Raw genomic sequence first — 24,908 nt, 5'->3', positions numbered from 1 at the left:
GCCCGGGGCGCGGTCACTGGCGCGAGCGGCGGCCCGAACGTCGCGGCGCGAGATCCCTTCCGTCGAGCAGCTGCCGCCGGCGCTCCTCGCCGTGCTCCTCCAACTGCGCCACGATGGCACGCAGTCCGTTGGCCAGCCGCAGGCACTCCTCGGCGCTCAGCGGCGTGGCGACGAACGCCTCTTCGGCGTTGAACGCGGGGAAGAGGCGCTCCATGAGCTCCTCGCCCTCGGGGGTGAGCGAGAGCAGCACGCGCCGCCCGTCCTCGGGGTGGGACGCGCGGGCCACCAGGTGGCGCGACTCCAGGGTGCGCGCGATCCCGGTCAGCGTCCCCTTGGAGATGCCCGCCTCTTCCGCGACCGACCAGGTCTCCGCCTCGCCCCAGATCCACAGCACCCACAGCACCACGAAGCCGGTCCAGGTCAGATCGTGCGGGCGCAGCGCGGAGTTCTCCAGGTGCTGGCGGACGGCCGCGGCGGCGCGGTGGATGTTCGCGACGGCGGCCATCTGTTCCCGCTGCAACTCGAAACCGCCGAGTCGTTCCTGGACGGCCTGTTCGGTCTCGGCGATGGATCGGCGGCGCCCGGGCACGGTGGATCCTCCTCGGCTTCGGGCGGCCTGCGCCGCCGGGTGATGCGTTCGCGCTCAAATGTAGCCCCGGGCGCGCCAGATGCCGGGCGACGGCAGCCCTTGTGGACGGCCCGGCCGCCTCGTATCGTGTGGCCTCCCTCGTTTGGCATCAAATAATTCCGGTACCCCCGGGGCCGGAACAGAGCACGGGGCCGGAACGGAGCACACCCCTCCGGCCCGCTTCCAGGGAGTGACCATTGAGCGCCGAGACAGCCGACCGGGTCCACCGGAGGACCGAGGCGCTCGCGGCCGAGGGCATCGACGTCGTACGGGTCGCCTATCCCGACATGATGGGCTCCGACCGGAGCCGGGACATCCTGCTGCACCATCTGCCCCATGCGGTCGGCCACGGGCTCGCCTTCAGCCGGGCCGTCTACCACACCGCGGCGCTGGGCGATCACTCCTCCATCCCCGGCGGCCTCGAAGCCGGTATGCCGGACTTCCTCGTCCGCCCCGACCTGACCACGCTCGTCGCCGTGCCGTGGGAACCGGGCGTGGCCTGGTGCATCGGCGACGTCCGGGACCCGGACACCGGGCTGCCCGTGCCCGAATCGCCCCGTGACCTGCTGCGTCAGATCATCGGCCGGCTGCTCGACGCGGATCTGACCGCGGTCGTGGGGCCGGAGCTGGAGTACGTCCTGCTCGACCCCGACCCGGACTCGCCCGTCGGCTGGCGGCGCTACGCCCCCGCCCCGGGCCATGTCTACACGACCGGCCGCAAGGGCGACCCGGACGGACACCTCCTGCGCACCCTCCGGGCGCTGCACGCGCTCGGGCTCGACGTCAGCGGCGGCAACCGGGAGTTCGACAGCGGTCAGTTCGAGATCAACCTCAGCCACTCCGAGGCGCTGGACGCCGCGGACCGGGCCTTTCGCTTCAAGGCCGCGGTCAAGGAACTCGCCCATGGGGAGGGCAGGCTGGCCACGTTCATGGCCAAGCCGTTCAACGACGGAGGCGGCTCGGGGTTCCATGTCCATCTGTCCCTCGTGGACGCGGACGGCCGCAACGTCTTCGACGCGCCCCGGGAGCCGTACGGGCTGTCCGCCCCGGCGCGCCACGCCCTGGCGGGCGTGCTCGCCCACGCCCCCGCGCTCTCCGCGCTGCTCAACCCCACCGTCAACTCGTACAAGCGCTTCGGCCCGGACACCACGGCCCCCTGGCTGGTCAACTGGGGCCTGGACAACCGCAACGCCCTGGTGCGCGTCCCGCCCGAGCGCGGCGGCGCCACCCGGCTGGAGGCACGCCTCGGCGACGCCACCGCCAATCCCTACCTCGCCATCGCCGGTCTGCTCGCCGCGGCCCAGCTGGGCATCGCCGCCGCCGAGGAGCCCCCGGCGCCGATGACCGGCGAGGGCCGCGACAGGGGCACCGCCACCCTGCTGCCGACCGACCTCGGCCGGGCCCTCGACGCCCTGGAGGGCGACGACGAGCTCACCGACGCGCTCGGCAAGCCCTTCGTCGACGCCTACCTCACCTTCAAGCGCGATGAGCTCGCCCGGTTCCAGCGGTACGTCACCGACTGGGAGTTCCGCGAGTACGCCCGGCTCATCTGAGGCCGGCCCTCCCCAAGGCGCCGGAGGTCTCAGGCGAGATGCCGGGCGAAGAAACTCAGCGTGCTGTCCAGCTCGAAGGCCGGGATCTCCGCATGTGCGCCGGGGCTGGCGTTCAGCGTCTTCTCGGCCGAGGCCAGGGCGTCGAACAGCGCCAGGCTCTGGTCGCGCGGCACCCGCTCATCGTCCCACTGCACCAGGAACTCCACCGGGACGGTGATCCGGGCGGCTTCCTCGGCCGAGGCCGAGGCCCCGCCCAGGCCCAGCACCGCCGCGCGGACCCGGGGTTCGGCGGCGACGAACGGAACGCCGAGGCCGCAGCCCAGCGAGATCCCCCAGTAGCCCACCGGACCGTTGCCGACGTGGTCGAGTTGCCGCACCGCGTCCAGGACCGCCCGCCATTCCGGGACGGTCTGGCGGGCCACGAGCGCCTGGAACTCGGCGATGAGTGGGGCCAGTTCCGCTCCGGCCTCCACACGCGCCTGGTTCTCGGTGGCGATCCGGCCGTACTCCTCGTGCGGTGGCCGGTCGCCGTGTCCGGGCACATCGACCGCCACCGCCGCGAAACCGCACTCGGCCACGAAGCGGTGTGCACGGGCCAGGATGTCCGGGGCCTTCTTGTGCTGACCACCGCCGTGCCCCAGCAGAATCAGGGGACGGGCACTGGTGGCGCCCTCCGGCGTCCAGAGCACGCCGGGAATCTCACCGAGGGTGAAGAGCTGTTCGCGGACACCGTCGGACGACGTTTCAGAGATGAAGCGCATTGCGTCGCAAGCCTTTCGGGATGCCTTCCACGGGCACTCCCTAGGCCATGCGGGAGAAGGAGGCCCGATCTGTCACAGCGTTGATCGGTCTCACCTCCTCGGTTCGCGGCAGCGCACGGCGGCCCTGAAAGTACCACGAAGGCCAGTAGCGCCACGGCGCCCCGCCCCCCGCCGTCAGCGGTCCCGGGCGGGGTGCTGGTTCCGCTGGTCCGGGGCGGGCGGGTGGTCCGGGGCGGACAGGGCCGGGATCTCGGGGTGGTCGCGCAGGGCCGCCACGACCGCGTTCACCGCGGCGCGCTGCGTCGTGCCGCGCCGCACCGCGATGGTGATGTTGCGGTGCACCGGTGTGCTGAGCTCGCGGGTGGCGACGTCGTGTTCCGGGGTGATGGCGAGGGCGGGCAGCAGGGTGATCGACCGGCCCGACTCGACATGGCGCAGCAGCATCAGATAGTTGCTGAACCGGCAGGCCACCCGGGGTTCGAACCCCGACTCCCGGCACAGCCGTACGGTCAGATCCGCCATGTACGACTGCGGTCGGTCACACGCCCAGGTCTCCTCCGCGCACGCCGCGAGGTTCACCGTCGTACGGCTGGTGAGCGGGTGGTCGCGCGGCAGCACCAGCACGATCGGGTCGGTTCCCAGCGGGATGATCTCGAGGTCCGCGCCCCACGAGAGGCCGACGTAGTCGGTGGTGGTGACGATGACGTCCGCCTCGCCCGAGCGGAGGGCCGGTCCACCCTCGTGAGGCTCCAGCTCGAGCAGTTCCAGGTGCAGCCGTGGGTGGGTGGTGGCCAGGCGGGTCGCCGCCGGGACCGCGAGGGTGTAGATCGCGCTCTGGAACGCCCCGAGCCGTACGGTGCCGATGGGCTCGTCGTTCAGGGCGTGCAGCTCGGCCTCGGCCTCCGCCATCTGGTCCAGGATCTCCCGGCCCCGGCGGGCCAGCAGCAGCCCGGCCGGGGTCAGCCGCACCTTCCGCCCGGTCCGCTCGATCAGCCGGCACCGGGTTTCGGTCTCCAGGACCGCCAGTTGCTGGGACACCGTCGACGCGCTCAGATGCAGCGTCTCGGCGACCGCGCGCACGGTGCCCAGGGTTTCCAGCAGGCTGAGCAGCCGTAGCCGACCCGAGTTGAGCATGGACGCGATTCTACGGGCGCGCTGTCCGGTTCTGCCGAACAGAACGGTCGGATCTGTGCGATGGACGCGCGCAGTGGCGCATCCCTAACGTCGTTGGTATGGATCCCGAGACAGCCGGTGGCGCCGTGGAGCGCCACCTCATCCGCTATTCCGGCCGAGCCGCGTTCACCCCCGAGGTGATCACCCGCGCCGCGGGCACCTCGGTGTTCACCGAGAGCGGCCGCGAGCTGCTCGACTTCACCTCCGGCCAGATGAGCGCGATTCTCGGCCACTCCCATCCGGAGATCGTCGCCACGGTGCGCGAGCAGGTCGCCCACCTCGATCATCTGCACAGCGGAATGCTCAGCCGCCCGGTCATCGACCTCACCCGGCGGCTCGCCGAGACCCTGCCCGACCCCCTCGAGAAGGCGCTGCTCCTGACCACCGGGGCGGAGGCGAACGAGGCCGCGGTGCGGATGGCGAAACTCGTCACCGGCCGCCATGAGATCGTCTCGTTCGCCCGGTCCTGGCACGGCATGACGCAGGCCGCCGCGAACGCCACCTACAGCGCCGGGCGCAAGGGCTACGGACCCGCCGCGCCGGGCAACTTCGCGCTGCCCGTACCGGACCGCTTCCACCCCGACATCGTCGACGCCGAGGGCGTGCTCGACTGGCGCCGCCAGCTCGACCTGGGCTTCGACCTCATCGACGCCCAGTCGGTCGGCAGCCTCGCCGCCTGCCTGGTCGAGCCGATCCTCAGCTCCGGCGGCGTCATCGAGCTCCCGCCGGGCTATCTCGCCGCCCTGGCCCAGAAGTGCCGGGAGCGGGACATGCTGCTGATCCTCGACGAGGCCCAGACCGGGCTGTGCCGCACCGGGGACTGGTACGCCTTCGGACACGAGGGCGTCGTCCCGGACATCCTCACACTCTCCAAGACGCTCGGCGCGGGGCTGCCGCTGGCCGCCGTGCTGACCAGCCCGGAGATCGAGCAGCGGGCGTACGACCGCGGGTTCCTGTTCTTCACCACCCATGCCAGCGACCCGCTCCCGGCCGCCGTCGGCAACACCGTCCTCGACGTGCTGGTCCGCGACCACCTCGACAAGCGCGCCCGCGACCTCGGCACGGCACTGCGCGGGCAGCTCGACGAACTCACCACCCGCCATGACGTCGTCGGGGACGTCCGCGGCCGCGGGCTGCTGCTGGGCATGGAGCTGGTCGGTGACCAGGTGCTGGGCGCCGGTGGCGCCGACCGGCTCGGCGCGGCCGTCACCCGCCGCTGCTTCGAGCTCGGGCTGCACATGAACATCGTCCAGCTGCCCGGTATGGGCGGCACCTTCCGGATCGCGCCGCCACTGACCGCGAGCGACGACGAGATCGCCCGCGGCGTATCCATCCTCGACCAGGCGCTCACCGACGCCGTCCGCGGCCTCTGACGCCCTGCCATGAGCCCACCCGACGCCGTGTCATGAGTCCGCATGACATCTGTCATGCGGACTCATGACACACCGCACTGCTCCCGGCCCCGCCGTGCCGGAAACCTGGAAGGCATGGACACCGTCATCGAAACTGCCGATCTGCGGCGGCACTACAAGGGCTTCGAGGCCGTGCGCGGCGTCGATCTCACGGTCGCCCGTGGTGAGCTCTTCGCGCTCCTGGGGACCAACGGCGCCGGTAAGACCTCCACCCTCGAGGTCCTGGAGGGGCAGGCCACGCCCACTTCCGGGACGGTTCGAGTGCTGGGCGGCGACCCGTACCGCGACCGCGCCGCCGTACGCCCCCGGATCGGGGTGATGCTCCAGGAGGGCGGCTTCCCGACCGAGCTCACCGTCACGGAGACCGCGCGCATGTGGGCGGGGTGCACCAGCGGCGCCCGCCCCGTGGCCGAGGCCCTGGAGCTGACCCGGCTGACCCAGCGGCGGGCGGTGCGGGTCAAACAGCTCTCCGGCGGTGAGCGCCGCCGCCTCGATCTCGCCCTGGCCCTGCTGGGGCGGCCGGAGGTGCTCTTCCTGGACGAGCCGACGACCGGCCTGGACGCGCAGTCCCGCCACGAGACCTGGGAGCTGATCCGCGAGCTCAAGGAGCAGGGCACGACCGTGCTGCTCACCACCCACTACCTGGAGGAGGCGGAGCAGCTGGCCGACCGGCTGGCGATCATGCACGCCGGGCGGATCGCCACCTCGGGGCGGGTGGCCGACGTGGTGGCCGAGCGGCCCTCGCGGATGAGCTTCGAGCTGCCCCCGGACTACTTCCTCGGCGATCTGCCACCGCTGGCACCGCTGGGGGTGACCAGGCAGGAGAACGCCGGGCGGACGGTCAGGCTGGAGACCGCCGACCTCCAGCGCACGGCGACGGCGCTGCTGCTGTGGGCCCGGGACAAGGACGTGGCACTGCGCGGGTTCGACGCCCGGTCGGCCACGCTGGAGGAGGCGTTCATGGAGATCGCGAAGGGCCTGGAGAGCGAGGGGGCACGATGACCACGTCAGCAGCCCGTACGGGAGCGACGCACGCGGCCGCGCCCACCCGGGTCACCGCCATCGACCGCCTGGCCGCCCTCGGCCGCGCCGAGCTGACGCTGCTGGTGCGCAGCAAGGCGTCCCTGGTCACCGCGGTGATCCTGCCGAGCGTCATGGCCTTCGCGATGCGCGGTGTGGTCAAGGAGCTGGACCTGGGCGGCACCGGCCTGTCGGTGGCCACCGTCATGCTGCCCGCCGCGCTGGCGATGGCGATGTTCTTCTCCGTCTACACGAACCTCGTCGGCGTGTATGTGCTGCGCCGCGAGACCCTCGTACTGAAGCGGCTGCGCACCGGCGAGGTGCGCGACTGGGAGATCCTCGTCGGCAACGCCCTCCCGGCGTTCCTGCTGGCGGTCGTCCAGTCCGTGCTGCTGGCGATCGGGATGACCGCGTTCCTGGACGCGGACGCGCCGGCCGCCCCGCAGCTGGCGGTGTTCGGCCTGCTCGTCGGGGTGGCGATGCTGGTGGCCGCGGGAGCGCTGACGGCGGCGTTCACCCGGACCGCGGAGAGCGCACAGCTGACGTTCCTGCCCTTCCTGCTGGTGACCATGGCCGCCTCCGGCGTCTACGCGCCGCGTGAGGTGATGCCGGACACGATGGCCGACATCGCCGCCTGGCTGCCGTTCTCGCCGGTGATGGACCTGCTGAGGGGCGGCTGGACGGGCGACCTCGGCGGTGTGGACCAGCTCCGGACGGCGCTCCTCGCAGTGGCCTGGACGGGCCTGGCGGTGCTCGGTGTGCGTCGGTGGTTCCGCTGGGGACCGCGGGGTTGAGGACGGCGGAGCCCGAGGTGATGGGATGAGGAGCATGGGCGGGACGATGAGCTTGAGCGTGGAGCACTGGGTGGAGCGGTTCGGGGGCCCGGACGGGCCCGAGCGCTACCGCCGCTACACTCTCGCCACCGTCGCCTTCCTCGCCGTCACCGAGGCGGGGCTGTGGGTGTTCTGGATCGCCACCTCGGAGGCCGGCACGCTCGGCTTGGCCCTGGTGGCGGCGGTGGGCACGGTGCACGTCGGCGTCCAGGGGCTGCTCTCCCGCGCCGCCCTGCTCCACTACCTCGGCGCCGGACCGCGCCCGGTCTGGCTGGTCGCGCTGTACGCCGCCGTCACCGTGGCCATGGCCGCCCTGGGGTGTGCGCTGCTGGCCGCCGGAGACATCCACGGAGGGAACCTGGCGGCGTATCTGGTCTGGCTGCTGATGTACTACGCCGGCCCGCCGATGCTGGCGCTGCCGCGGCGCGCCGGGGCAGCGCTGGTCGCGGCGGTGCCGGCGGTGGCGCTCGGTGCGGCGGCGGCGAGCGGGCTGTCGGGCGAGCCGCTGGCCCTCGCGATCGGCGCCAGCCTGCTCATGGTTCCGTTCATGGCCGCCGCGATACGGGTCTCCGGGTGGAGCGTGCGGCTGATCGAGGAGCTGGCCAGGGCACGGGCCACGCAGGCACGGCTGGCCGTGGCGGAGGAGCGGCTGCGCTTCGGCCGCGATCTGCACGATGTGCTGGGCCGCAACCTCGCGGTGGTGGCGCTGAAGAGCGAGCTCGCGGCGGAGCTGGCCCGGCGGGGCCGGGAGGAGGCGGTGGCCCAGATGGAAGAGGTGCAGCGGATCGCGCAGGAGTCACAGCGGGAGATCCGCGCGGTGGTACGCGGCTACCGCACCGCCGATCTGCACGCCGAACTGGCCGGGGCCCGGTCCGTACTCGAAGCGGCCGGGATCGACTGCCGGATCGAGAACGGCCCGGCGGCGCGGCTGCCCGCGCGGACGCAGGTGGCGCTCGGCTGGGTGGTCCGCGAGGGAACGACGAATGTGCTCCGCCACGCGCAGGGCGCGTCCCGCTGCGAGGTCTCGGTGCGCGCCACGGTCGCGGGCTCGGTGGCACTGCTGATGGAGAACGACGGGGCGGACGCGGACCCCCGACCGGGCACCGGCAGCGGTCTGCCGGGGCTGTGCGAGCGCCTGGCCGAGGTGGACGGCACGCTCGCCACCGAACGGCGCCCGGACGGGATCTTCCGCCTGACCGCGAGGATTCCGTGGGAGGCGGGGGAATGATCAGGGTTCTGCTGGCGGACGACGAACACCTCATCCGGGGCGCGCTCGCCTCCCTCCTCGCGCTGGAGGACGACATCACCGTGGTGGCGGAGGCCGGATCGGGCGACGAGGCGCTGGCCATGGCCCGGGCACACCGCCCCGACGTGGCCGTCCTGGACATGCGGATGCCCGGCCGCGACGGGGTGTCGGTGGCGGCGCGGCTGCGCGAGGAGCTGCCGGAGTGCGCCTCGATGATCGTCACCAGCCACGCCGGGGCCGGGGCGCTGAAGCAGGCGCTGGCAGCGGGTGTGCGCGGTTTCGTGCCCAAGACGGTGTCCGCGCGGCGGCTGGCCGAGATCATCCGTACGGTGCACACGGACGGCCGCTACGTGGACCACGAACTGGCGGCGGACGCGATCGCCGCGGGCGAGTCGCCCCTCACTCCCCGCGAGGCGGAAATGCTGTCCCTGGCCGCGGACGGGGCACCGGTGGCGGAGATCGCGTCCCGCGCCGCGCTGTCGCCCGGGACGGTGCGCAACTACCTGTCCGCCGCCGCGGCCAAACTCGGCGCGGAGAACCGCCATGTGGCGGCGCGGATCGCCCGCGAGCGCGGATGGCTCTAAGCGGCCTCGCTGAAGCCCGGTGCGGTTCGGTTGCGCCCCGAAGGGGCGCGGGGCTGTGTCGATGTGCGGCTCCGCCGCGCGGGCGCGACCAGCCACGATGGCGCCGCAGTCGGCCGACGACGCATCGCGACACTTCCAGCGGAGCGCTTAGGCGGGTGGGGGTCTGCCCGTGGCCGTCAGCGCGGGCGCCGGCGTCGGCGGCGGCCGATGAGGAGGGCGCCACCGCCCAGGAGCAGCGCCGCCGCGCCCGCGGTCACCCACGCGGCGGCCGTGTCGGCGGGCCGGGACTCCGCTCGCGCGCGGGAGTCGGAGGGGCTGGCCGCGGGCGACGGCCGGGCCGAACCTTTGGCCGTGGCGGCCTTGACGATGAGGTCGGTGACCGCCTGGGGGTGGGCGATCATGGCCACGTGGGAGGAGTTGATCTCCACGGTGTGCGCGTGGGCGCGCTTGGCCTCGAAGCGCTCCTGCCGGGGGTTGATGGTCTTGTCCTGCCGGGCGACGAGGAACCACGACGGGATCTGCCGCCACGCCGCCACCTTGGCCTTCTCCGAGAACGCGGCCGTACTGGCGGGCCGTTGGGTCGCCGCCAGCAACTTCGCCGTACCGGCGGGCAGGTCGGCGGCGAAGACCCGGTGGAGCTTGTCCCGCTTGAGGTACAGATCCGTGCCCCGCACCCCGCCACCGGCCCGGTACGGGACCGCCTTGATGGCGGTGGCGAGCTCGCTGGGGTACCGGGCGGCCAGCGACTGCCCGCTCTCCCCCTTGTCGAGCGCCTGGGCGGACACGTACACCAGCGACTTCACCCGGGAGTTCCCCGCCGCGGCCACGCTGATGACCGCGCCGCCGTAGGAGTGGCCCACCAGCACGATCGGGCCCTTGACGCTGTGCAGGACGGAGGCGATGTAGGCGGAGTCGGTGGTGAGGCCGCGCAGCGGGTTGGCGGGGGCGATGACGGGGTAACCGCGGCGCTCCAGCCGTTGGATGACACCGTTCCAGCTGGAGCCGTCCGCGAACGCGCCGTGGATCAGGACCACCGTGGGTTTACGGCCCGCCGCGTCGTCCTCCGCGGTGGCCGGGGCCGCCAGCGCCGCGCACACCGCCACGGCGCATCCGGCCGCCGCGACGCGTGCCCGGGTCCGTCCGCGTGCCCGGGTCCGTCCGGGGCCGAGAGCCGGAGACGCCGCCATGGTGTCCTCGTTTTCCTTGGGATGTCGCTGGAGTTGTCGCTCCTCAACGTTGACCGGACCCGCGGCGCGTGGCCGCACGGCGGGGTCCGACCGGGTGAAGTACTGCCTTTGCCTCGAGTTCGCCGAGCATTGGCCTGAGCTTGTTTGCCTACAGGAATGGACCACATCACCTTCTCGGTGCGGCGGTCGTCGGCACGGCCGCATAAGTCCTCGATTTTCGGAGAGTTAAAACGATGCATCTCGACTGGACCGCACTCGGCCAGGTCACCGCGGTGAGCATCGGCGTCACCATTGCCGTGGTCACCGTCTTCGCCCTCGACGTCCTGGGCGTCGCCCGCGTGGAGGCGGCCCGTGAGGAGAACGGCACCGGCTCGACCCTGGGCCTCACCCAGGCCGGACTGTGCTTCGTGGCGTGCGCGGCGGTGGTGGCCTACGGGATCTACCTGATCGTGCCGCAGTTCCACTGAGAACGGAAAGGAAGGTCCGCATGACAAGGCCGCCCTTGCTGTCCGAGCTGGCCGACCTGACGGTCGACTACAGCGACCACGACGACCCCGTGCTCATCCGGCCGGACGGCAGCCCGGTCGACACCTGGCGGGAGAACTATCCCTACGCGCAGCGCATGGAGCGCAAGGAGTACGAGTGGCACAAGCGGCTCCAGCAGATAGAACTGCTGAAGCTCCAGAGCTGGATCAAGGAGACCGGACGCCGGCTCGTCATCGTCTTCGAGGGTAGGGACGCGGCCGGCAAGGGCGGCACCATCAAGCGCTTCACCGAGCACCTCAACCCGCGTGGCGCGCGGGTCGTGGCGCTGGAGAAGCCGACCGAGCGCGAACGCGGCCAGTGGTACTTCCAGCGGTATGTGGAGCATCTGCCGACCGCGGGGGAGATCGTGCTCTTCGACCGGTCCTGGTACAACCGGGCCGGTGTCGAGCGGGTCATGGGCTTCTGCTCGCAGGACGAGTACCGGCGCTTCATGCGCCAGGCGCCGCTCTTCGAGCGGATGCTCGTGGACGACGGCGTGGACCTGGTGAAGTTCTGGTTCTCGGTGTCCCAGAGCGAACAGCGCACCCGCTTCACGATCCGCCAGGTGGACCCGGTACGGCAGTGGAAGCTCAGCCCGATGGACCTCGCCTCGCTGGCCCGCTGGGACGACTACACCGCCGCGAAGGTCGCGATGTTCCATGAGACGGACACGGAGTACGCGCCCTGGACGGTGGTCAAGAGCAACGACAAGAAGCGGGCGCGGGTGGAGGCCATGCGCAGCGTGCTCGCCCGCTTCGACTACTCCGACAAGGACGAGGAGGTCGTCGGCACCCCCGACCCGCGCATCGTGGGCGCGGCGGCGGGCCTGCTGGAGGAGGGCGAGGACGACACCGACGACGCTGCCGACGGCACCACGAGCGAAACCGACGACGCCGACAGGCGCTGACGGGCACACCGAGGACGAGCACACGGACGCCGGACGCCGGGGCCGGGCCCGCACACCCGGGCCCGGCCCCGGCGTCCGGCGGCGCGTCGGACCGCCCCGGGTTGTCCGGTCAAGCCGCCCGTTGTCTCCCGCATCGTTCAGCCAGCCGTAACCGACGGCGCGGGGTGTGCACACCTGACCCTGTCCGGCGGCCAGCAGCGGCGCGTCGTGGTGGCCCGCGCCCTGATGCGGGAACCCGGCCTGCTGCTGGCCGACGAGCCGGTGGCCTCCCTCGACCCCGAGTCCTCGGCCCAGGTCATGCGGCTGCTGGCGCGCGTGGCCCAGGAGTGGATCCCGGTCGACATGCTGCCGGAGCTGCACGGAGGGGCTGGAGACCGCGCACAACCGGCCGGTGTGGCTGGTGGAGACCTGAGCCGGGACGCGGCCTCCGGCCGTGCGGTGATGTGCAGCTTCAGCTGGTCCCGCCCGGACAGCATCCGGATCATCGTCGAACTGGACGGCCCGGCTGCCACCCCCTGACCGCTCGGCCGCCACCCCCGACCGCCCGGCCCGTCGCCCCGCCCCTCCACCCGGGCGACGGGCCCGCCGGTCACCGCCGGCGGCGCTGGACGTACAGCCGACGGCCCTCCGGGCCGGTCCACTCCATCCGTACGACACCGGGCACGGCGGCGTCGGCGATGCGCGACGGATCGGACCAGTAGCCGAAGTTCGGATTGCGGAAGAACGTGGCCCACAGGCGGCCGCCGTGGTCCGCGAAGACGTTGTTGTGGCCGGCGCCGACACCCGCGGTCCACCGCTTGGAGTACGGCCCCTCGAAGCGGTCCGAGACGGCGATGACGGCGTCGTAGTGGTACTGGACCCGGCCTGGACCAGGCGGGTCGTAGGCGTAGCGGGTGGTGCCGTCGGGATTGGCCGACGTCCGGTTCCACGCGGCCTGGAGGAGGTAGTACGCGCCCCCGTGCTTGAACACATAAGCACCCTCGAGATACGGCTCGGGGGAGTAGGGCCGCTGCCGGAACGCCGGGAGGCCGGTCGTCGGGACGATGTCCTCCATGTCGTCCCGGAATCTCGCGTACAGGTTGTTGTGCAGCACGAGCCACGCGTCGTCGCCCTCGGTGAAGAGGCTGCCGTCGATGTGGTGGTACGCGCCGGGCTCGATGAAATCCGGCCCCCCGATGAACGGGTCGCCGAAGGGCTTGTCGTGATTGCCCTCGACGAGCCGGTACGGGCCCTCGATGCCGCCCTCGCTCACCAGCAGGAACGAGCCGACCTTCCGGGAGTGGTCGCCCATGCACGCGACGATGTACCAGGTGCCGCGGAAGTAGTGCAGCTCCGGGGCCCAGACCTCGCCGCGCTTGCCGAACCACTCGTCGTACCAGTACTCCTGCCACGGGGCGACGACGGTGCGTCCGGGCCGGTTCTCGCCGGTGAACTCGGGCGACCACACCTTGCCCCGCTCGGCGCCGGGCCGGATGCCGGTCGTGTCGACCAGCTTCCAGGGGCCCCGCAGGGACGGGGCCACCCATACGAAGACGCCGTCGTTCCACGGGCCGGCGGCGGTGAGCCCCGGCACGCGGGTGGTGCCCGTGGCCACGTAGACCGGACGGCCGTCCACGACGAAGCAGTTGACGTAGGTGTCCCGCATCCAGACCATGCCGCGCTCCCGGTCGCGGGGGCGCGGTTCGAGCGGGAGGACGAAGGAGTTGTCCTTGCGCGGCCACAGGTCCGGGCGGGTGTCCGCGAGACCGTAGGGGGTGAGCTCGGGCCAGTTCGACGGGTAGCGCCGCAGCGCGGCGGCCTCCCGGGGTGATGCCTGGGCGGCGCCGGGCAGTCCCGCCGCCACGCCCAGGGAACCCGCGACTCCGGCCAACAATGTGCGTCTGTGGATGGGCGACCTGTTCTCGGAGCTGGTTGGCATGGGCACAGCATGCGGACGCCCGCTGATTTTCGTCAAGAGCCAGGAAAAAAGATGACGCGGCGCGGATCGGGTACCCGATGGGGGGCGCCCGGAGGGTCCGGACGCTCCGCCCCGAAAGGCGGTGGCACATGAATCCGCCCCGTGCCCGTGCGCACGGCACCGTGACCCAGCGGCTCATTGATGATCATCTGTTGTCCGGCCGGATGGCGCCGGGGGAGGAGATCGCGCTGCGGGTGGACCAGACGCTGACGCAGGACGCCACCGGCACGCTGGTGATGCAGGAGCTGGAGGCGCTGGCCCTGGACCGGGTCCGCACCGAGGTCAGCGTCCAGTACGTCGACCACAACATCCTCCAGGCCGACGAGCGCAACGCCGAGGACCACCTCTTCCTGCGCTCGGCCGCCCGCCGCTTCGGCCTGTGGTTCTCCAAACCCGGCAACGGCGTCTCCCACCCCACCCATATGCACCACTTCGGCGCCCCCGGCAAAACCCTGGCCGGTTCCGACTCGCACACCTGCGCCGCCGGTTCCCTGGGCATGCTGGCGATCGGCACCGGCGGCCTGGAAGTGGCGCTCGCCATGGCCGGACGGCCGCTCCACCTCACCATGCCGAAGGTCTGGGGCATCCGGCTGACCGGGGAGCTGCCCCCGTGGGTCAGCGCCAAGGACGTGATCCTGGAGCTGCTGCGGCGGCACGGGGTGCAGGGAGGCGTCCACCGTGTCCTGGAGTACCACGGCCCCGGGCTGGCCTCCCTCACCGCGATGGACCGCCACGTCATCGCCAACATGGGGGCGGAACTCGGCGCCACCACCACCGTCTTCCCCTCGGACGGGGCGGTGCGCGGCTTCCTCGACGGGGTGGGGCGCGGCGATGACTTCGTCGAGATCACCGCGGCGGAGGACGCGTCGTACGACCTCGACGAGGAGATCGACCTGTCGTCACTGGAGCCGCTCATCGCACGGCCCACCTCCCCGGGCAACGTCGTACCGGTCAGGGAGGCCGCCGGGGAGCCCATCGCCCAGGCCGTCATCGGCTCCTCCGCCAACCCCGGATTCCGCGACTTCGCCGTCCCGGCCGCCATGGTGGCCGGGCGCCAGGTCCCGGCCGGGGTGAGCCTCGACATCAACCCGACATCCCGCGAGATCCTCCAGGACCTGACGCGCTGCGGTGCGACGTTCGACCTGATCGCCGCCGGCGCCCGCATCCACCAGTCGGGCTGTCTGGGCTGCATCGGCATGGGGCAGGCCCCGGCCTCGGGAAGCAACTCCCTGCGCACCTTCCCGCGCAACTTCCCCGGTCGCTCCGGTACCGCGGACGACGCGGTGTGGCTGTGCTCACCGGAGACCGCCACGGCCTCCGCGCTGACCGGCGCCATCGTGGATCCGCGCGACTGGGCCGACCGCGTCTCGGTGGCGGCCCCGCCCAGGCCGGACGCCCCCGACCCGCCCGCGAACAACGACGCCATGCTGGAACCACCGCTGCCACCGGCGGAGGCGGCCAGCGTCCGGCTGGTACGCGGCCCCAACATCTCCGCACTGCCGGAGCTGGATCCGCTGCCGGACAGCATTCACGGCCCGGTGCTCCTCAAGGCCGGTGACGATGTCTCGACCGACGAGATCTCCCCGGCCGGGGCGGCCGCCCTGCCCTACCGCTCCAACATCCCCAAGCTGGCGGAATTCACCCTCGTCCGGCTGGACCCCGACTATCCGCGGCGCGCCGAGGCGGTCCGGGAGGACACCGGGCATCTCATCGTCGCCGGTGCGAACTACGGCCAGGGCTCGTCCCGCGAACACGCCGCCATCGCCCCGCGCTACCTCGGCCTGCGGGCCGTCATCGCCAAGTCCTACGCCCGCATCCACTGGCAGAACCTGGTCAACTTCGGTGTGCTGCCGCTCGAATTCGAGGATCCCGCCGACTACGACCGCATCGGCCCCGACGACCGGCTGCATGTGTCCGGTCTGCACGAGGCCCTCGCCCCGGGCGGCGAACCGGCCCTCCGCGTCCGCAACGCGACCCGGGACGAGGAGTACACCGTCCGCCACCGCCTCTCGCCCCGGCAGCGGGAAGCGGTGCTCGCGGGCGGTATCATCCCGGCTCTCGCACCCTGAGGTGAGTGCTATGACACTGAGCGACGGAACGTATCGGATAGGCCCGCCGGACGCCCGGCTGCTGATCAGGACCAGCCGTACCGGGCTCGGCCGGCGGGCGGGCCACGATCTGACGCTCGAGGCCACCCGCTGGTCCGGGGAGGTGGCGGTTGCCACCGACGCCCCCGAGCGGTCGTCGGTGAGCGTGACGGTCGAGACGGACTCGCTGGACGTACGGGAGGGGACCGGCGGTCTGAAGCCACTCACCGACGGCGACCGGGCCGACATCAAGCGGACGCTGGAGGGCAAGGGGCAACTGCACACCGCGGAGCACCCCACGATCACCTTCCGCTCCACCCGCGTCACCGGTACGCCGCAGTCCTTCGAGATCACGGGTGACCTCACCATCAAGGGCCGGACCCACCCGGTGACGGTGCGCGGGAGCGCCGATCCGGACGGGACGCTGCGCGGCTCGGCGTCCTTCACCCAGTCCACGTGGGGCATCAAGCCGTACACCGCGTTCCTGGGCGCGTTGAAGCTGGCCGACGAGGTCCGGGTGGAGTTCATATGCCCCGGCGTGGGGGGGGGGGGGGGCGAGGGGTGAGGGGGGGGGGGGTGGTTGACCCCCCCCCACGCCGGGGGTTCGCCCGGGGAATGCCGCTAGCCGTCGGTTCGGGACGCGTCCTGGCAGCTCTCCGCGCCCTTGCACCGCTGGAGCGCGGTGAGGGTGCGGTGCAGGGCGGCCCGTTGCTCGGCCGACAGGGACGCCGCCCGGTTGTTCAGCTGCTCGGGGTCGGAGTCCAGCGCGTAGAACTCCCGCTCCCCGTCGGCGTATTCGACGTAGAGGGAGTCATCGGTGCGCATCGCCGCGTAGGTCGGCGGATCGCCCGCGTTCTTGGGCGCCGCGTCGGGATCGCCCTTCTTGGACGCCGCCTTATGGTGCTCGACCAGGACGGCATCGCGCCACTCGTCCTCGGTCCGGCCGTGCATCAGGTCGCCCAGGCTGCGCCCGTCCACGCCCGACGGCGAATCCACGCCCGCGAGGTCCTGGAAGGTCGGGTTGAGGTCCACGTTCTCGGCGAGCTGGGACACCTTCTTACCCGCCGGAACATCGGGTCCGGTGACCATCAGCGGCACGTTGATATCGGTGTCGTAGGCGGTCTGCTTTCCGGTGCGGAGCCGGTGTTCGCCCATGTGGAAGCCGTTGTCCGACCCGAACACGATATAGGTGTTGTCCGCCAGGCCCTTGTCCTCGAGTGTCTTCTCCAGCTGACCGATCATTTCGTCGACCGCCTGGACCGAGCGCGCTCGCTTGGCGAAACTCTGGTCCATCCTTTGCTTTTCCTTCGACGTCAGCGGTGACAATGAGCGCTGCCATTCCGGCGCGTTAACGGTCGCCTTGTCATAGGAATCGGTCTGCGGATTCTTGAGCCCCGGGAACTTGCCCTTGTGGCGCGGCGCGGGTGTGTAGGGGCCGTGCGGTGCGAACGTGGCCACCTCCAGCATGAACGGCTTCTTCTCTTCCGCCGAGGAGCCGATGAACGAGGTCGCCTTCTTCGACAGGACGTCCGTCAGATAGTCCTGAGGGTCCTTGCCATAGGGCACGACCTTGCCGTTCTCGTTCAGCTCGTAGTTGTACTCCTTGTAGCCGTCCCCGGCGACGTCCCACTCGTCCCAGCCGGAGGGGACATAGGGCTTGTCGGTGCCGTTCTTGTCGCCCGGCTGGTATCCGTTGAGGTACTTGCCCATGAATCCGGTGCGATAGCCGGCGCGTTGCATCGCGGGCCCGAAGGTCTTCTTTTCGTTGCCGTTCTTCAGAAAGGCGCGGTAGCCTCCGTCGTCGCCGCTGTTGGTGAAGACACCGGTGTTGTGCGGGAATTGACCGGTGAGAATGGAGGTACGCGACGGGCAGCACAGCGAGTCGGTGGCGAAGAAGTTACTGAATGTCATCCCCTTCTTCTGCATCTCCTGTACATGCGGCATGTACTTCACAAGATTCCATGACAGGTCGTCGGTGAGGACGTACACGATGTTGGGCTTCTTGCCGGAAGCCGAGGCGTCGGTGTCAGAGGTAGCACCTTCGGCCGTGTTCCCCATTCTGTTGTTGCACGAGGCCAACATCGCGACGGCCAGGGCCGCACACAGGGCGGCGAGGACACGTGGACGGCGACTGCCGAACATGGCGCAACCTCCTACGAGTTGTGCGTCTTCGTCGCCGGGAACCGTAGGAGGCGGTCTTGTGTGATTCTTGTGAGTCGCCTACGGCGTGGCGGCGTGCTGTTTGACGAGTTCGTAACTGCGGAGCCGGGCGTCCAGCGCGTAGACCGGTGTGACCAGCATCAGCTCCTCCGCGCCGGTCGCCTTCGCCACCTCCGCCAGCCGCCGCAGGACCGTCTCGGGCGTGCCGTACGCCTGATGGGCCCCGAACGCCGCGACCCCCGCCCGCTCCTCCGCGGTGAAGGGGTGCGCCGACGCCTCTTCGGGCGAGGGGAACGGGGTCTCGCTGTGGCCCTTGAGGAGCCCGGCCTTGACGACGTTCATCGGGCCCGCGAGCCACCTGGCCTCGTCCTCGGTCTCGGCGCACACGGTCTCCACGCACACCAGCACCCGGGGGCTCTCGCACCACGGGGAGGGGGCGAAGTGGGCACGGTAGTGGTCGAGCGCGGCGAGGGTGTTGTCGGGGCGGATGTGATGGGCGAAGGCCATGGGCAGGCCGAGCCGCGCGGCGAGCGCCGCACCGGCCTCGCTGGAGGCCAGCAGCCACGGCTCCGGGAGCGTGCCGAGGGCGACCTCCTCGACCAGGAACCGCAGCGTCGCCGCCACATCGTCCCGGTACTCGTCGTCCGTCGTCGCACCGGCGCCACGCCGCAGCGCCCGGGCCGTGGCCTCGTCGAAGGTGCCGGGGCCGCGGCCGATGCCCAGGTCGATCCGGTCGGGGTGCAGCGCGGCGAGGGTGCCGAACTGCTCCGCCAGCATGATGGGGGCGTGGTTGGGGGCCAGTACACCTCCGGAACCCAGCCGGATGGCCGAGGTCGACGCGGCCGCGTGGGCGGTCAGGACCACGGGCGGGAAGGCGCCGATGGCGGGGGAGTGGTGGTGCTCGGCGTACCAGAGTCGGCGGTAGCCGAGGGCGTCGAGACGCTGGGCGAAGGCGGTGGTGTCACGCAGCGTGTCCACGGCTCGGGTACCAGCTTGGACCATGGCGACTTCCAGCGCGGAGAGCGGCACATCGATCATGCTGTGAGCATACGGAGTGCCGGCGGTGTGCGGCAGCGGTTCCCCGACCCCGGGTGTGCGGAACCCCGGTGGTCAGGGTATGCGTTGACGGTTTGGCCTACGAAAGAGGAGCGAGACCGCATGGCTGCCACGCTGGACGACATCACCCGCACCTGGCTCCGGGAACCCCGGTTCTGGCAGGTGGCCACGTTGAACCCGGACGGTTCGCCGCAGCTGACGCCGATGTGGGCCGATCTGGAGGACGGCCTGGTGGTGATCAACACCTCGGCGGGCCGGGTCAAGGAGGAGAACCTCCGGCGTGATCCCCGCGTGTCGCTGTGCTGCATGGACACCGAGGACCCGTATCACCGGGTGGAGATCCGGGGCAGCGCCGTCCGCTTCGTCGAGGGCGATCCGGCCGTACGGGTGATGGACCGTCTCGCGCGGAAGTAACCTGGGCACGGAGACGTTCCCCTGGCTGGCCCCCGGCGAGGTGCGGGTGGCGGTCTACATCGAGCCGCACCATGTCCACCGCGTCGTGGGTGTCGAGAAGTTCCGGCCGGGGGTGCTGCCGGACGCCTGAGAACGTCCCGGCGGCCGTTCGAGCGGGGACCCTCGCTTCCTCTCCGTGGGATGCTGGTCGACAGGGGACGTATCCGGACATCGGGGGAGTGCGGAGTGGACGAGGAGCGGCGCCGCGACGACGGCGAGGACGGTGCCGACGGCGACGACGGTGCGCGGGCGCTGCGCGTGTGGGCCACCGTAGCGGCCCGCCAGGCTCAGGACGTGTTGCGTCGCGCGGCGGACGACCCGGCGCGGCCCGTCGCGCTGTCCCGGGCGATCGAGCATCTTGCCGCCATCGAGCGGCTGTTGCCCGCGGACGATCCGCTCCGGGACCGCTTCGTGCCCTTGCTGGGCGTCATGGTGTGCATGCGGTTCGTCGGCCGTGGGGCGGACGACACGTCCGAGGACGCCCGGCTCGAACGGGAGCACGCCCTGCGCCATCTGCGCTGGGCCGACCGCACCAGGCCGCTCACCGACCCGTTCGCGGTGAAGGCCCGGAGCGCCCTGCTCCAGCTGCTCGTCCCGGAGCACTGCGCACGGGCCATGCGCGCGTGGCGCCACGGCCCCCGCCGGAAGCCGCCACTCCGGGCCTCGGGTCCGCTCCGGTCTTCGGGTCCGCGGCCGACGACCGCGTCCCCGCGGGAGGACCTGACGGAGGCCAGGGAGGTTCTGAAGCGCCTCGCCGCCGGTCCGGAGGATCCGGACATGAGTGGGATCCTCGGATTCCTCGCGTCGGAGATCGGGGAACCGGAGACCGGGAAACGTGCCGAGGACCCGCTGGCCGACGCCGTCCAGGGCGTGCTGCGCTGGGCCACGGACGACATACCGCGGTTCACAGGGCTCCTGGTGTGGCTGTGCAGGGTCGTGAACAACCCCGCGACCTCCCCCGAGGCGGCCGACGCGGAAGTGGCGGCCCTTGGCCTGGACCGACCGGCCTTCGCGCCGCTGCGCGAGCTGCTGACCGGGCTCGGGTCGGGCGGGGGCGACCCCCGGGAGCTGGCCCAGGAGGTCCGGCGCGGCGCGGACGTCGCCCGGCGGGCGCTGCGGGAGCTGTCGGCGCACACGCCTGAACGGGCCCGCATCGCCAGGCTGCACGCCGCCCTGCTGGTGTGGGCCAACCTCCTGGTGCCCGGCACGATGGACTTCGACGAGGTGGACGAGGCCCTGTCGGAGCCCGGGCCGGATCCTGACGACCGTCCCAGCGGACCGGGGTATTTCGGCCTGGAGCAGCAGCTGGCCACTCTGGTCGATGGCGTACGGGTCTCCCAGACCGGGGATCTGGCACACCTGGAGACCAGCGCCGCCCGGATTCGGGAGATGATGGACACCTCGCCAGGGGACGGTGAGAGGGCCACGGCCACCCGTCGTACCCTGGCCACCGGCCTGGCCGGGCTCCTCCACGAGGCGGCGACACTCGGGGGCAGCCTTCGGGCCGCCGACGCCGCCCGGACGATGGGCAGGGAACTGCGCTCCGCTTACGAGGGCGATGGCTCACTGAGACTGACGAACAAGCTCACCTTGGTGGTGTTCGCCGCCCAGAACGAGCTGGCTCTGGCCCGCCGCAGCGGGGATCCCACCGTGCTGCCGCGCCTGGTCGAGGAGCTGACCGGCCTGTACGCCACCCTGCCGCCCGACCAGGAGAACCGCTTCGGCCTCGCCAGCACCCTGGCCGAGGTGCATCAGGAACAGGCCGCCCGCACCAAGGATCCGGAGGAACTCCGCGCCGCGGCCTGGTACCTGAGGGAGGTCGTGGAGACCGACTCCCGGCGGATCGCCCCCATGCTCAGACCGTACTTCCCTGCCCTGCGCGCCTCCTCGCTGATCCGACTGATCACGATCGAGCCCAGTCGGGACGCCGCCGATGAGGCCATCGCGGAGGTCCACCGGATCCTCGACGGACCGCAGCCCACCCCCCGCGAGGAACTCCGGCTGCGGTATCAGCTCGGCCGGGCCCTGCTGCACGCGGCCCGTCACCTCGATGACCCGGACCTGCTCGACGTGTGCATCACCGAGCTGTCCCAGGTCCGCGAGAAGATCGCCCGGGGACACGGCTTGCCGCACTCCGCCGACGCCCTGACCCAACTGTCCGATGCCCACTGGCTGCGCCGTCAACGCGGCGGTCCGAGCGTCGGCGAGGACCGGGAGGCCGCCCTGGCCACCAGAAGCGAGGCGCTGGTCAGGCTGTCCGCCGACGTTCTCCTCCAACTCGGCTCCGAACACGGTCTGTCCGTGGCCCGCTTCGGGTCGGCACAGGCGCTGTGGCTGGCCTACTGGACTACGGTGTGCGACCGCCCGGCCAAGGCGGTGGACGCGCTGGAACTGGGCCGGGCCCTGGTGCTGCGGGCCGCCGCCGCGTCCCGCGACATTCCCGAACTCCTCGAAGCCCGGGGACACCCGGACCTGGCTCGGCAGTGGCGCGCCGAGGTCACCGCGGACGTGCCCCAGCCCGACACCGCTGCCGGGCCGCCGGACCAGGCCGCCGGGCAACCGATCCCGGGCACCCTGCGAGCCAGGGCACTCGACGCGCTGGGCGCGGGCAGCGGCGCGGACGCCGGGAAGCTGCTCGACACCCCGGACGTGCCGACGCTGAGGGCCGGGCTCACCGCCTCCGGCACCGACGCGCTCGTCTATCTCGTCCCCGGGCAACACCCCGGCATGCCCGGCTTCGCCCTGATCCTGCGCTCCGGCACCGGCGACGCCGTCCTGAAGCTGCCATTGCTGACCCCCGGCAGCCCGCCGCTGGAGCGCTACCTCGACGTCACCGCCCGGCGTACCGGGGCAGCCGCCGATGCCACGGCCGATCCGGGCCGTCGGACGGAGTGGGACGGGAGTTGGGAAGCGGCGCTGCGCGACCTGTGCGACTGGGCCTGGCCCGCCGCGATGGGCCCCGTCCTGGCCGCCGTGGGCCCGCTCCACCAGCCGCCCAGGATCGTGCTGGTGCCGTGCGGGCCACTCGGCGCGGTCGCCTGGCACGCGGCCCGCACCCCGTACGGGACCGGCGGGCGCGAGTACCGGTACGCCTGCGAGGAGGCGGTGCTCAGCTACGCCCCCTCCGGCGCCGAGTTCCTGCGGGCCGCGCCCCGGGACCGGCTGCCCACCACCGCCGGGCAGGTCCTGGTCGCCGACCCCGAACTCAGCCTCGTATGGGCCGAGATCGAGGCGGAGGCGCTGCACACGGCCTGCTATCCGGACGGCCTCCGCTACGGCGAGTTCCCCACGGCCGACGTCAGCGACGCGCCGGGGACGCCCGAGGACATCCTCGCCGCGCTGCCCGGTGGCGGCTCACCGGTGGCCGTTCTGCACATCTGCTGCCATGCCCTGGCCGGTCCTGACCCCACGCGCTCGGCGCTCTGGCTCGCCGCCCCGCCCACCGGACCCGAGGACGCCGGACGCCTGACCGTGGCCCGCATCCTGGACGGCGCCGCCACCGGACAGCCGCGCGCCGCAGGCCCGTTGGTGGTGCTCAGCGCCTGCGAGACGGACCTGAGCACCCGCGACCACGACGAGGCCCTGACCCTGTCCACCGCCCTGGTCGCCCGGGGCGCGGCCGATGTCATCGGCTCGCGCTGGGCCGTGAACGACGCCCCGACGGCCCTGATGATGGCCGTCTTCCACGACTTCGTCACCACGCACGGCCTGGCCCCGGTGGACGCCCTGCGCGCGGCCCAGCTCTGGATGCTCGACCCGCGCCGCGAGCCCCCGCCCACCCTCCGCGGTGAACTCCGCGGCGAGGCCACCCGCACCGACCTCGACCACATCCACTTCTGGGCCGCCTTCACCCACCAGGGCAACCCGGCGGCCCGGCACGCACACTGATCCCGGCTCCGCGCCCCCGCGCCGTCCGGGCGCTAGCCGAGGACGAGCGGGAGCTTCGCGGCCAGGTCGCCCAGGTCGGCCCGCTCCTCTGCGGTCGGGGCCCGTCGCCCGGTGCCGACCAGCAGCGTGTCCTTGTCGGACCACGACGCGGGGAACGCCGCCCCGGCGATGCTCTCCAGCATCCCGCGCGCCCCGGCGAGGCTCTCGGCGGGCGGGTCCGCCGCGCCCGGGAGGTGGGCGATCAGGTCGAGATGGTGCAGGGTCCACTCCATGACGTACGCGGAGAGGTAGTCGCCCGCGGTGAGCACCACATCGCGGGTGCCGACCCGGAGGGCCGGGTCGGCGAGCCCGGCCGCGCGCCCGGCGGCGGAGCCCACGTCGTCGAGGTGGAACTTCAGCAGGAACGGGTCCTCGTACGCGGCGGCCAGCCGGACGATCAGCGCGTCGAGCGGGTCGTCGCCGGTCGGCGGCGTGTCGGCCACTTCCCAGTAGGTCACCGCGTCGCGCGTGGGCTCCGCGTCGGTGGGGGTCGCCAGGGTGATCAGGACGTCCTGGGCGTCGATGACCAGATGGCACACCAGATCCCGGACGAGCCAGCCGGCACAGCCGGAGGGCCGTGCGAAGTCCTCGTCCGGGAGCTCGGCGACCGCCGTGCGCAACGCCGTCCACGAGCGTGAGAAGAGATCCACGGCCGCAAGCTAGCAGCGCGCCGCCCGCGCCCGCGACCGATTTCTTCCCACGCCCGTGCGAACGCCCAACTCGGGCCGGAGAGCGGAGAATTGGTGGAAAGCCGAGGCGATCGGCCCCGGCCCGTCATGTGTCGTAGTGGCGTACGTCGTCGAGGTATTCGCGCGCCCGCTCCTGGACCAGCGGGGGCAGCTTCCCGGCGGCCAGATCCGCGAAGGTGGTCTTCTCCAGCACCTGCCGCAGACTCGCCCGCACCGCGCGCCACACATCCGGCAGCACCGCCGCCGCTCCGGGGTACTCCAGACCGCTGAGGCCGACGTCCCGTACGTTGGCCAGCGGGCCGTCGATGGCGCGGATCGCGTCGGCGAGGGTGATCTCCCGCGCCGGGCGCGCCAGCAGATATCCGCCTTCCGGGCCCCGCACGCTGCGCACCAGATGGGCCAGGCGCAGCTCGCGCAGGATGCCGAAGAGGAAACGCAGGGGGATGTCCTGCCGGGTCGCCACCTGCTCGGCGGTCAGGGGTGAGCCCTCCGCGGCCGCCAGTTCGGCCATCGCCCGGACGGCATAGTCCGACTTGGCTGTGATCCGCACCAGGGAAAGTTATCACGCACGTCCGTTTCATGGGGTCGGTCCCCATACCACCGGCTTGGGCATCCACCCTGGTGGCGGTCAAGGTCGCCGCGTTGTTCCGCCATGAGTTCACCAAGTTCATTGAATTGGTGAACTTAGATGGCTACGGTACCGGTTGCGTGAGCGGGGCATTGATCCTTTCCTGCTCCGCCGCCGGTTCC

The 24,908-nt window shown here is 71.9% G+C and carries 21 protein-coding genes and 1 pseudogene; 13 read left to right on the top strand and 9 right to left on the bottom strand.

All coding sequences use genetic code 11. The features are described from left to right. Positions 1–13 precede the first annotated feature (13 nt). A complete protein-coding gene (locus tag ACT2CW_RS21080) occupies positions 14–589 on the bottom strand; it encodes a MarR family winged helix-turn-helix transcriptional regulator (protein WP_020873377.1) in 576 nt (191 codons plus the stop codon). A gap of 236 nt (positions 590–825) precedes the next feature. On the opposite strand from ACT2CW_RS21080, the gene ACT2CW_RS21075 reads away from it, so the two are divergent. After that, positions 826–2,181 carry a glutamine synthetase family protein gene (locus ACT2CW_RS21075; protein WP_445517796.1) on the top strand — a complete coding sequence of 452 codons (1,356 nt, stop codon included), beginning with the start codon at positions 826–828 and terminating at the stop codon, positions 2,179–2,181. Between the two features lie 29 nt (positions 2,182–2,210). On the opposite strand, the gene ACT2CW_RS21070 is transcribed toward ACT2CW_RS21075, so the two are convergent. Then, entirely contained in the window at positions 2,211–2,942 is a 732-nt protein-coding gene (locus tag ACT2CW_RS21070; RefSeq protein ID WP_445517795.1) for a dienelactone hydrolase family protein, read from the bottom strand. Between the two features lie 174 nt (positions 2,943–3,116). Next, entirely contained in the window at positions 3,117–4,076 is a 960-nt protein-coding gene (locus ACT2CW_RS21065; RefSeq protein WP_445517794.1) for a LysR family transcriptional regulator, read from the bottom strand. A gap of 98 nt (positions 4,077–4,174) precedes the next feature. Here ACT2CW_RS21065 and ACT2CW_RS21060 point away from each other — a divergent pair, with 98 nt between their 5' ends. The 5 genes from ACT2CW_RS21060 (at position 4,175) to ACT2CW_RS21040 (ending at position 9,210) form a co-directional block, all read left to right on the top strand. Then, complete coding sequence (locus ACT2CW_RS21060) at positions 4,175–5,488, top strand: aspartate aminotransferase family protein (protein ID WP_445517793.1); 1,314 nt, start codon at positions 4,175–4,177, stop codon at positions 5,486–5,488. Between the two features lie 114 nt (positions 5,489–5,602). After that, on the top strand, positions 5,603–6,529 hold the full coding sequence (locus tag ACT2CW_RS21055; RefSeq protein WP_445517792.1) for an ABC transporter ATP-binding protein: 927 nt from the start codon (positions 5,603–5,605) through the stop codon (positions 6,527–6,529). Continuing rightward, a complete protein-coding gene (locus ACT2CW_RS21050) occupies positions 6,526–7,341 on the top strand; it encodes an ABC transporter permease (protein ID WP_445517791.1) in 816 nt (271 codons plus the stop codon). Before ACT2CW_RS21055 ends, ACT2CW_RS21050 begins: the two co-directional genes overlap by 4 nt. A 46-nt stretch (positions 7,342–7,387) precedes the next feature. Continuing rightward, a complete protein-coding gene (locus ACT2CW_RS21045; protein ID WP_445517790.1) occupies positions 7,388–8,608 on the top strand; it encodes a sensor histidine kinase in 1,221 nt (406 codons plus the stop codon). Then, positions 8,605–9,210, top strand: a complete 606-nt coding sequence (locus ACT2CW_RS21040; RefSeq protein ID WP_138912300.1) for a response regulator transcription factor — start codon at positions 8,605–8,607, stop codon at positions 9,208–9,210. Before ACT2CW_RS21045 ends, ACT2CW_RS21040 begins: the two co-directional genes overlap by 4 nt. A gap of 176 nt (positions 9,211–9,386) precedes the next feature. Here ACT2CW_RS21040 and ACT2CW_RS21035 read toward each other — a convergent pair whose 3' ends face one another. Further along, a complete protein-coding gene (locus ACT2CW_RS21035) occupies positions 9,387–10,397 on the bottom strand; it encodes an alpha/beta fold hydrolase (RefSeq protein ID WP_445517789.1) in 1,011 nt (336 codons plus the stop codon). Positions 10,398–10,630: 233 nt separating this feature from the next. Here ACT2CW_RS21035 and ACT2CW_RS21030 point away from each other — a divergent pair, with 233 nt between their 5' ends. The 3 genes from ACT2CW_RS21030 to ACT2CW_RS21020 all read left to right on the top strand — a co-directional run bounded on the left by ACT2CW_RS21030 (position 10,631) and on the right by ACT2CW_RS21020 (position 12,348). After that, on the top strand, positions 10,631–10,864 hold the full coding sequence (locus tag ACT2CW_RS21030; RefSeq protein WP_445517788.1) for a hypothetical protein: 234 nt from the start codon (positions 10,631–10,633) through the stop codon (positions 10,862–10,864). A gap of 20 nt (positions 10,865–10,884) precedes the next feature. Then, entirely contained in the window at positions 10,885–11,829 is a 945-nt protein-coding gene (gene ppk2, locus ACT2CW_RS21025; protein ID WP_164424179.1) for a polyphosphate kinase 2, read from the top strand. A 132-nt stretch (positions 11,830–11,961) separates the two neighbouring features. Continuing rightward, positions 11,962–12,348, top strand: a complete 387-nt coding sequence (locus tag ACT2CW_RS21020; RefSeq protein ID WP_445518117.1) for an ATP-binding cassette domain-containing protein — start codon at positions 11,962–11,964, stop codon at positions 12,346–12,348. A 70-nt stretch (positions 12,349–12,418) separates the two neighbouring features. Here ACT2CW_RS21020 and ACT2CW_RS21015 read toward each other — a convergent pair whose 3' ends face one another. Continuing rightward, positions 12,419–13,747, bottom strand: coding sequence for a family 43 glycosylhydrolase (locus tag ACT2CW_RS21015; protein ID WP_445517787.1), 1,329 nt, complete (start codon positions 13,745–13,747; stop codon positions 12,419–12,421). A gap of 128 nt (positions 13,748–13,875) precedes the next feature. On the opposite strand from ACT2CW_RS21015, the gene ACT2CW_RS21010 reads away from it, so the two are divergent. Together ACT2CW_RS21010 and ACT2CW_RS21005 are read left to right on the top strand one after the other, a co-directional pair. Next, positions 13,876–15,855 (top strand): aconitate hydratase, encoded by a 1,980-nt coding sequence (locus ACT2CW_RS21010; RefSeq protein ID WP_445517786.1) that lies wholly within the window; start codon positions 13,876–13,878, stop codon positions 15,853–15,855. A gap of 10 nt (positions 15,856–15,865) precedes the next feature. Further along, a complete protein-coding gene (locus ACT2CW_RS21005; RefSeq protein WP_445517785.1) occupies positions 15,866–16,438 on the top strand; it encodes a YceI family protein in 573 nt (190 codons plus the stop codon). Positions 16,439–16,494: 56 nt separating this feature from the next. Here ACT2CW_RS21005 and ACT2CW_RS21000 read toward each other — a convergent pair whose 3' ends face one another. Both ACT2CW_RS21000 and ACT2CW_RS20995 read right to left on the bottom strand, forming a co-directional pair. Next, a complete protein-coding gene (locus ACT2CW_RS21000) occupies positions 16,495–18,015 on the bottom strand; it encodes a sulfatase family protein (RefSeq protein ID WP_445517784.1) in 1,521 nt (506 codons plus the stop codon). A 78-nt stretch (positions 18,016–18,093) separates the two neighbouring features. Beyond that, on the bottom strand, positions 18,094–19,071 hold the full coding sequence (locus ACT2CW_RS20995; protein ID WP_445517783.1) for an MsnO8 family LLM class oxidoreductase: 978 nt from the start codon (positions 19,069–19,071) through the stop codon (positions 18,094–18,096). 120 nt (positions 19,072–19,191) lie between these two features. Here ACT2CW_RS20995 and ACT2CW_RS20990 point away from each other — a divergent pair. Then, positions 19,192–19,633, top strand: a pseudogene (locus ACT2CW_RS20990) (PPOX class F420-dependent oxidoreductase). Between the two features lie 95 nt (positions 19,634–19,728). Then, a complete protein-coding gene (locus ACT2CW_RS20985; protein WP_445517782.1) occupies positions 19,729–23,430 on the top strand; it encodes a CHAT domain-containing protein in 3,702 nt (1,233 codons plus the stop codon). A gap of 32 nt (positions 23,431–23,462) precedes the next feature. On the opposite strand, the gene ACT2CW_RS20980 is transcribed toward ACT2CW_RS20985, so the two are convergent. Further along, a complete protein-coding gene (locus ACT2CW_RS20980; protein ID WP_445517781.1) occupies positions 23,463–24,119 on the bottom strand; it encodes a maleylpyruvate isomerase N-terminal domain-containing protein in 657 nt (218 codons plus the stop codon). A gap of 124 nt (positions 24,120–24,243) precedes the next feature. After that, positions 24,244–24,708 carry an RrF2 family transcriptional regulator gene (locus tag ACT2CW_RS20975; protein ID WP_164424192.1) on the bottom strand — a complete coding sequence of 155 codons (465 nt, stop codon included), beginning with the start codon at positions 24,706–24,708 and terminating at the stop codon, positions 24,244–24,246. Positions 24,709–24,908: the final 200 nt, after the last annotated feature.

This window comes from Streptomyces sp. NEAU-174 (assembly GCF_052665095.1).
Note: the sequence above shows the minus strand (reverse complement) of the source record. Positions and strands in the feature narration are given on the sequence as shown.

Bases quoted from the DNA above. Each gene is read 5' to 3' on its own strand.
- ACT2CW_RS21050 (WP_445517791.1), top strand. From the start codon at position 6,526: ATGACCACGTCAGCAGCCCGTACGGGAGCGACGCACGCGGCCGCGCCC.
- ACT2CW_RS21045 (WP_445517790.1), top strand. From the start codon at position 7,388: ATGAGCTTGAGCGTGGAGCACTGGGTGGAGCGGTTCGGGGGCCCGGAC.
- ACT2CW_RS20995 (WP_445517783.1), bottom strand. From the start codon at position 19,071: ATGATCGATGTGCCGCTCTCCGCGCTGGAAGTCGCCATGGTCCAAGCT.
- ACT2CW_RS21065 (WP_445517794.1), bottom strand. From the start codon at position 4,076: ATGCTCAACTCGGGTCGGCTACGGCTGCTCAGCCTGCTGGAAACCCTG.
- ACT2CW_RS21060 (WP_445517793.1), top strand. From the start codon at position 4,175: ATGGATCCCGAGACAGCCGGTGGCGCCGTGGAGCGCCACCTCATCCGC.
- ACT2CW_RS21030 (WP_445517788.1), top strand. From the start codon at position 10,631: ATGCATCTCGACTGGACCGCACTCGGCCAGGTCACCGCGGTGAGCATC.
- ACT2CW_RS21000 (WP_445517784.1), bottom strand. From the start codon at position 18,015: ATGTTCGGCAGTCGCCGTCCACGTGTCCTCGCCGCCCTGTGTGCGGCC.
- ACT2CW_RS21070 (WP_445517795.1), bottom strand. From the start codon at position 2,942: ATGCGCTTCATCTCTGAAACGTCGTCCGACGGTGTCCGCGAACAGCTC.
- ppk2 (WP_164424179.1), top strand. From the start codon at position 10,885: ATGACAAGGCCGCCCTTGCTGTCCGAGCTGGCCGACCTGACGGTCGAC.
- ACT2CW_RS21005 (WP_445517785.1), top strand. From the start codon at position 15,866: ATGACACTGAGCGACGGAACGTATCGGATAGGCCCGCCGGACGCCCGG.
- ACT2CW_RS21040 (WP_138912300.1), top strand. From the start codon at position 8,605: ATGATCAGGGTTCTGCTGGCGGACGACGAACACCTCATCCGGGGCGCG.
- ACT2CW_RS21035 (WP_445517789.1), bottom strand. From the start codon at position 10,397: ATGGCGGCGTCTCCGGCTCTCGGCCCCGGACGGACCCGGGCACGCGGA.
- ACT2CW_RS21055 (WP_445517792.1), top strand. From the start codon at position 5,603: ATGGACACCGTCATCGAAACTGCCGATCTGCGGCGGCACTACAAGGGC.
- ACT2CW_RS21010 (WP_445517786.1), top strand. From the start codon at position 13,876: ATGAATCCGCCCCGTGCCCGTGCGCACGGCACCGTGACCCAGCGGCTC.
- ACT2CW_RS21015 (WP_445517787.1), bottom strand. From the start codon at position 13,747: ATGCCAACCAGCTCCGAGAACAGGTCGCCCATCCACAGACGCACATTG.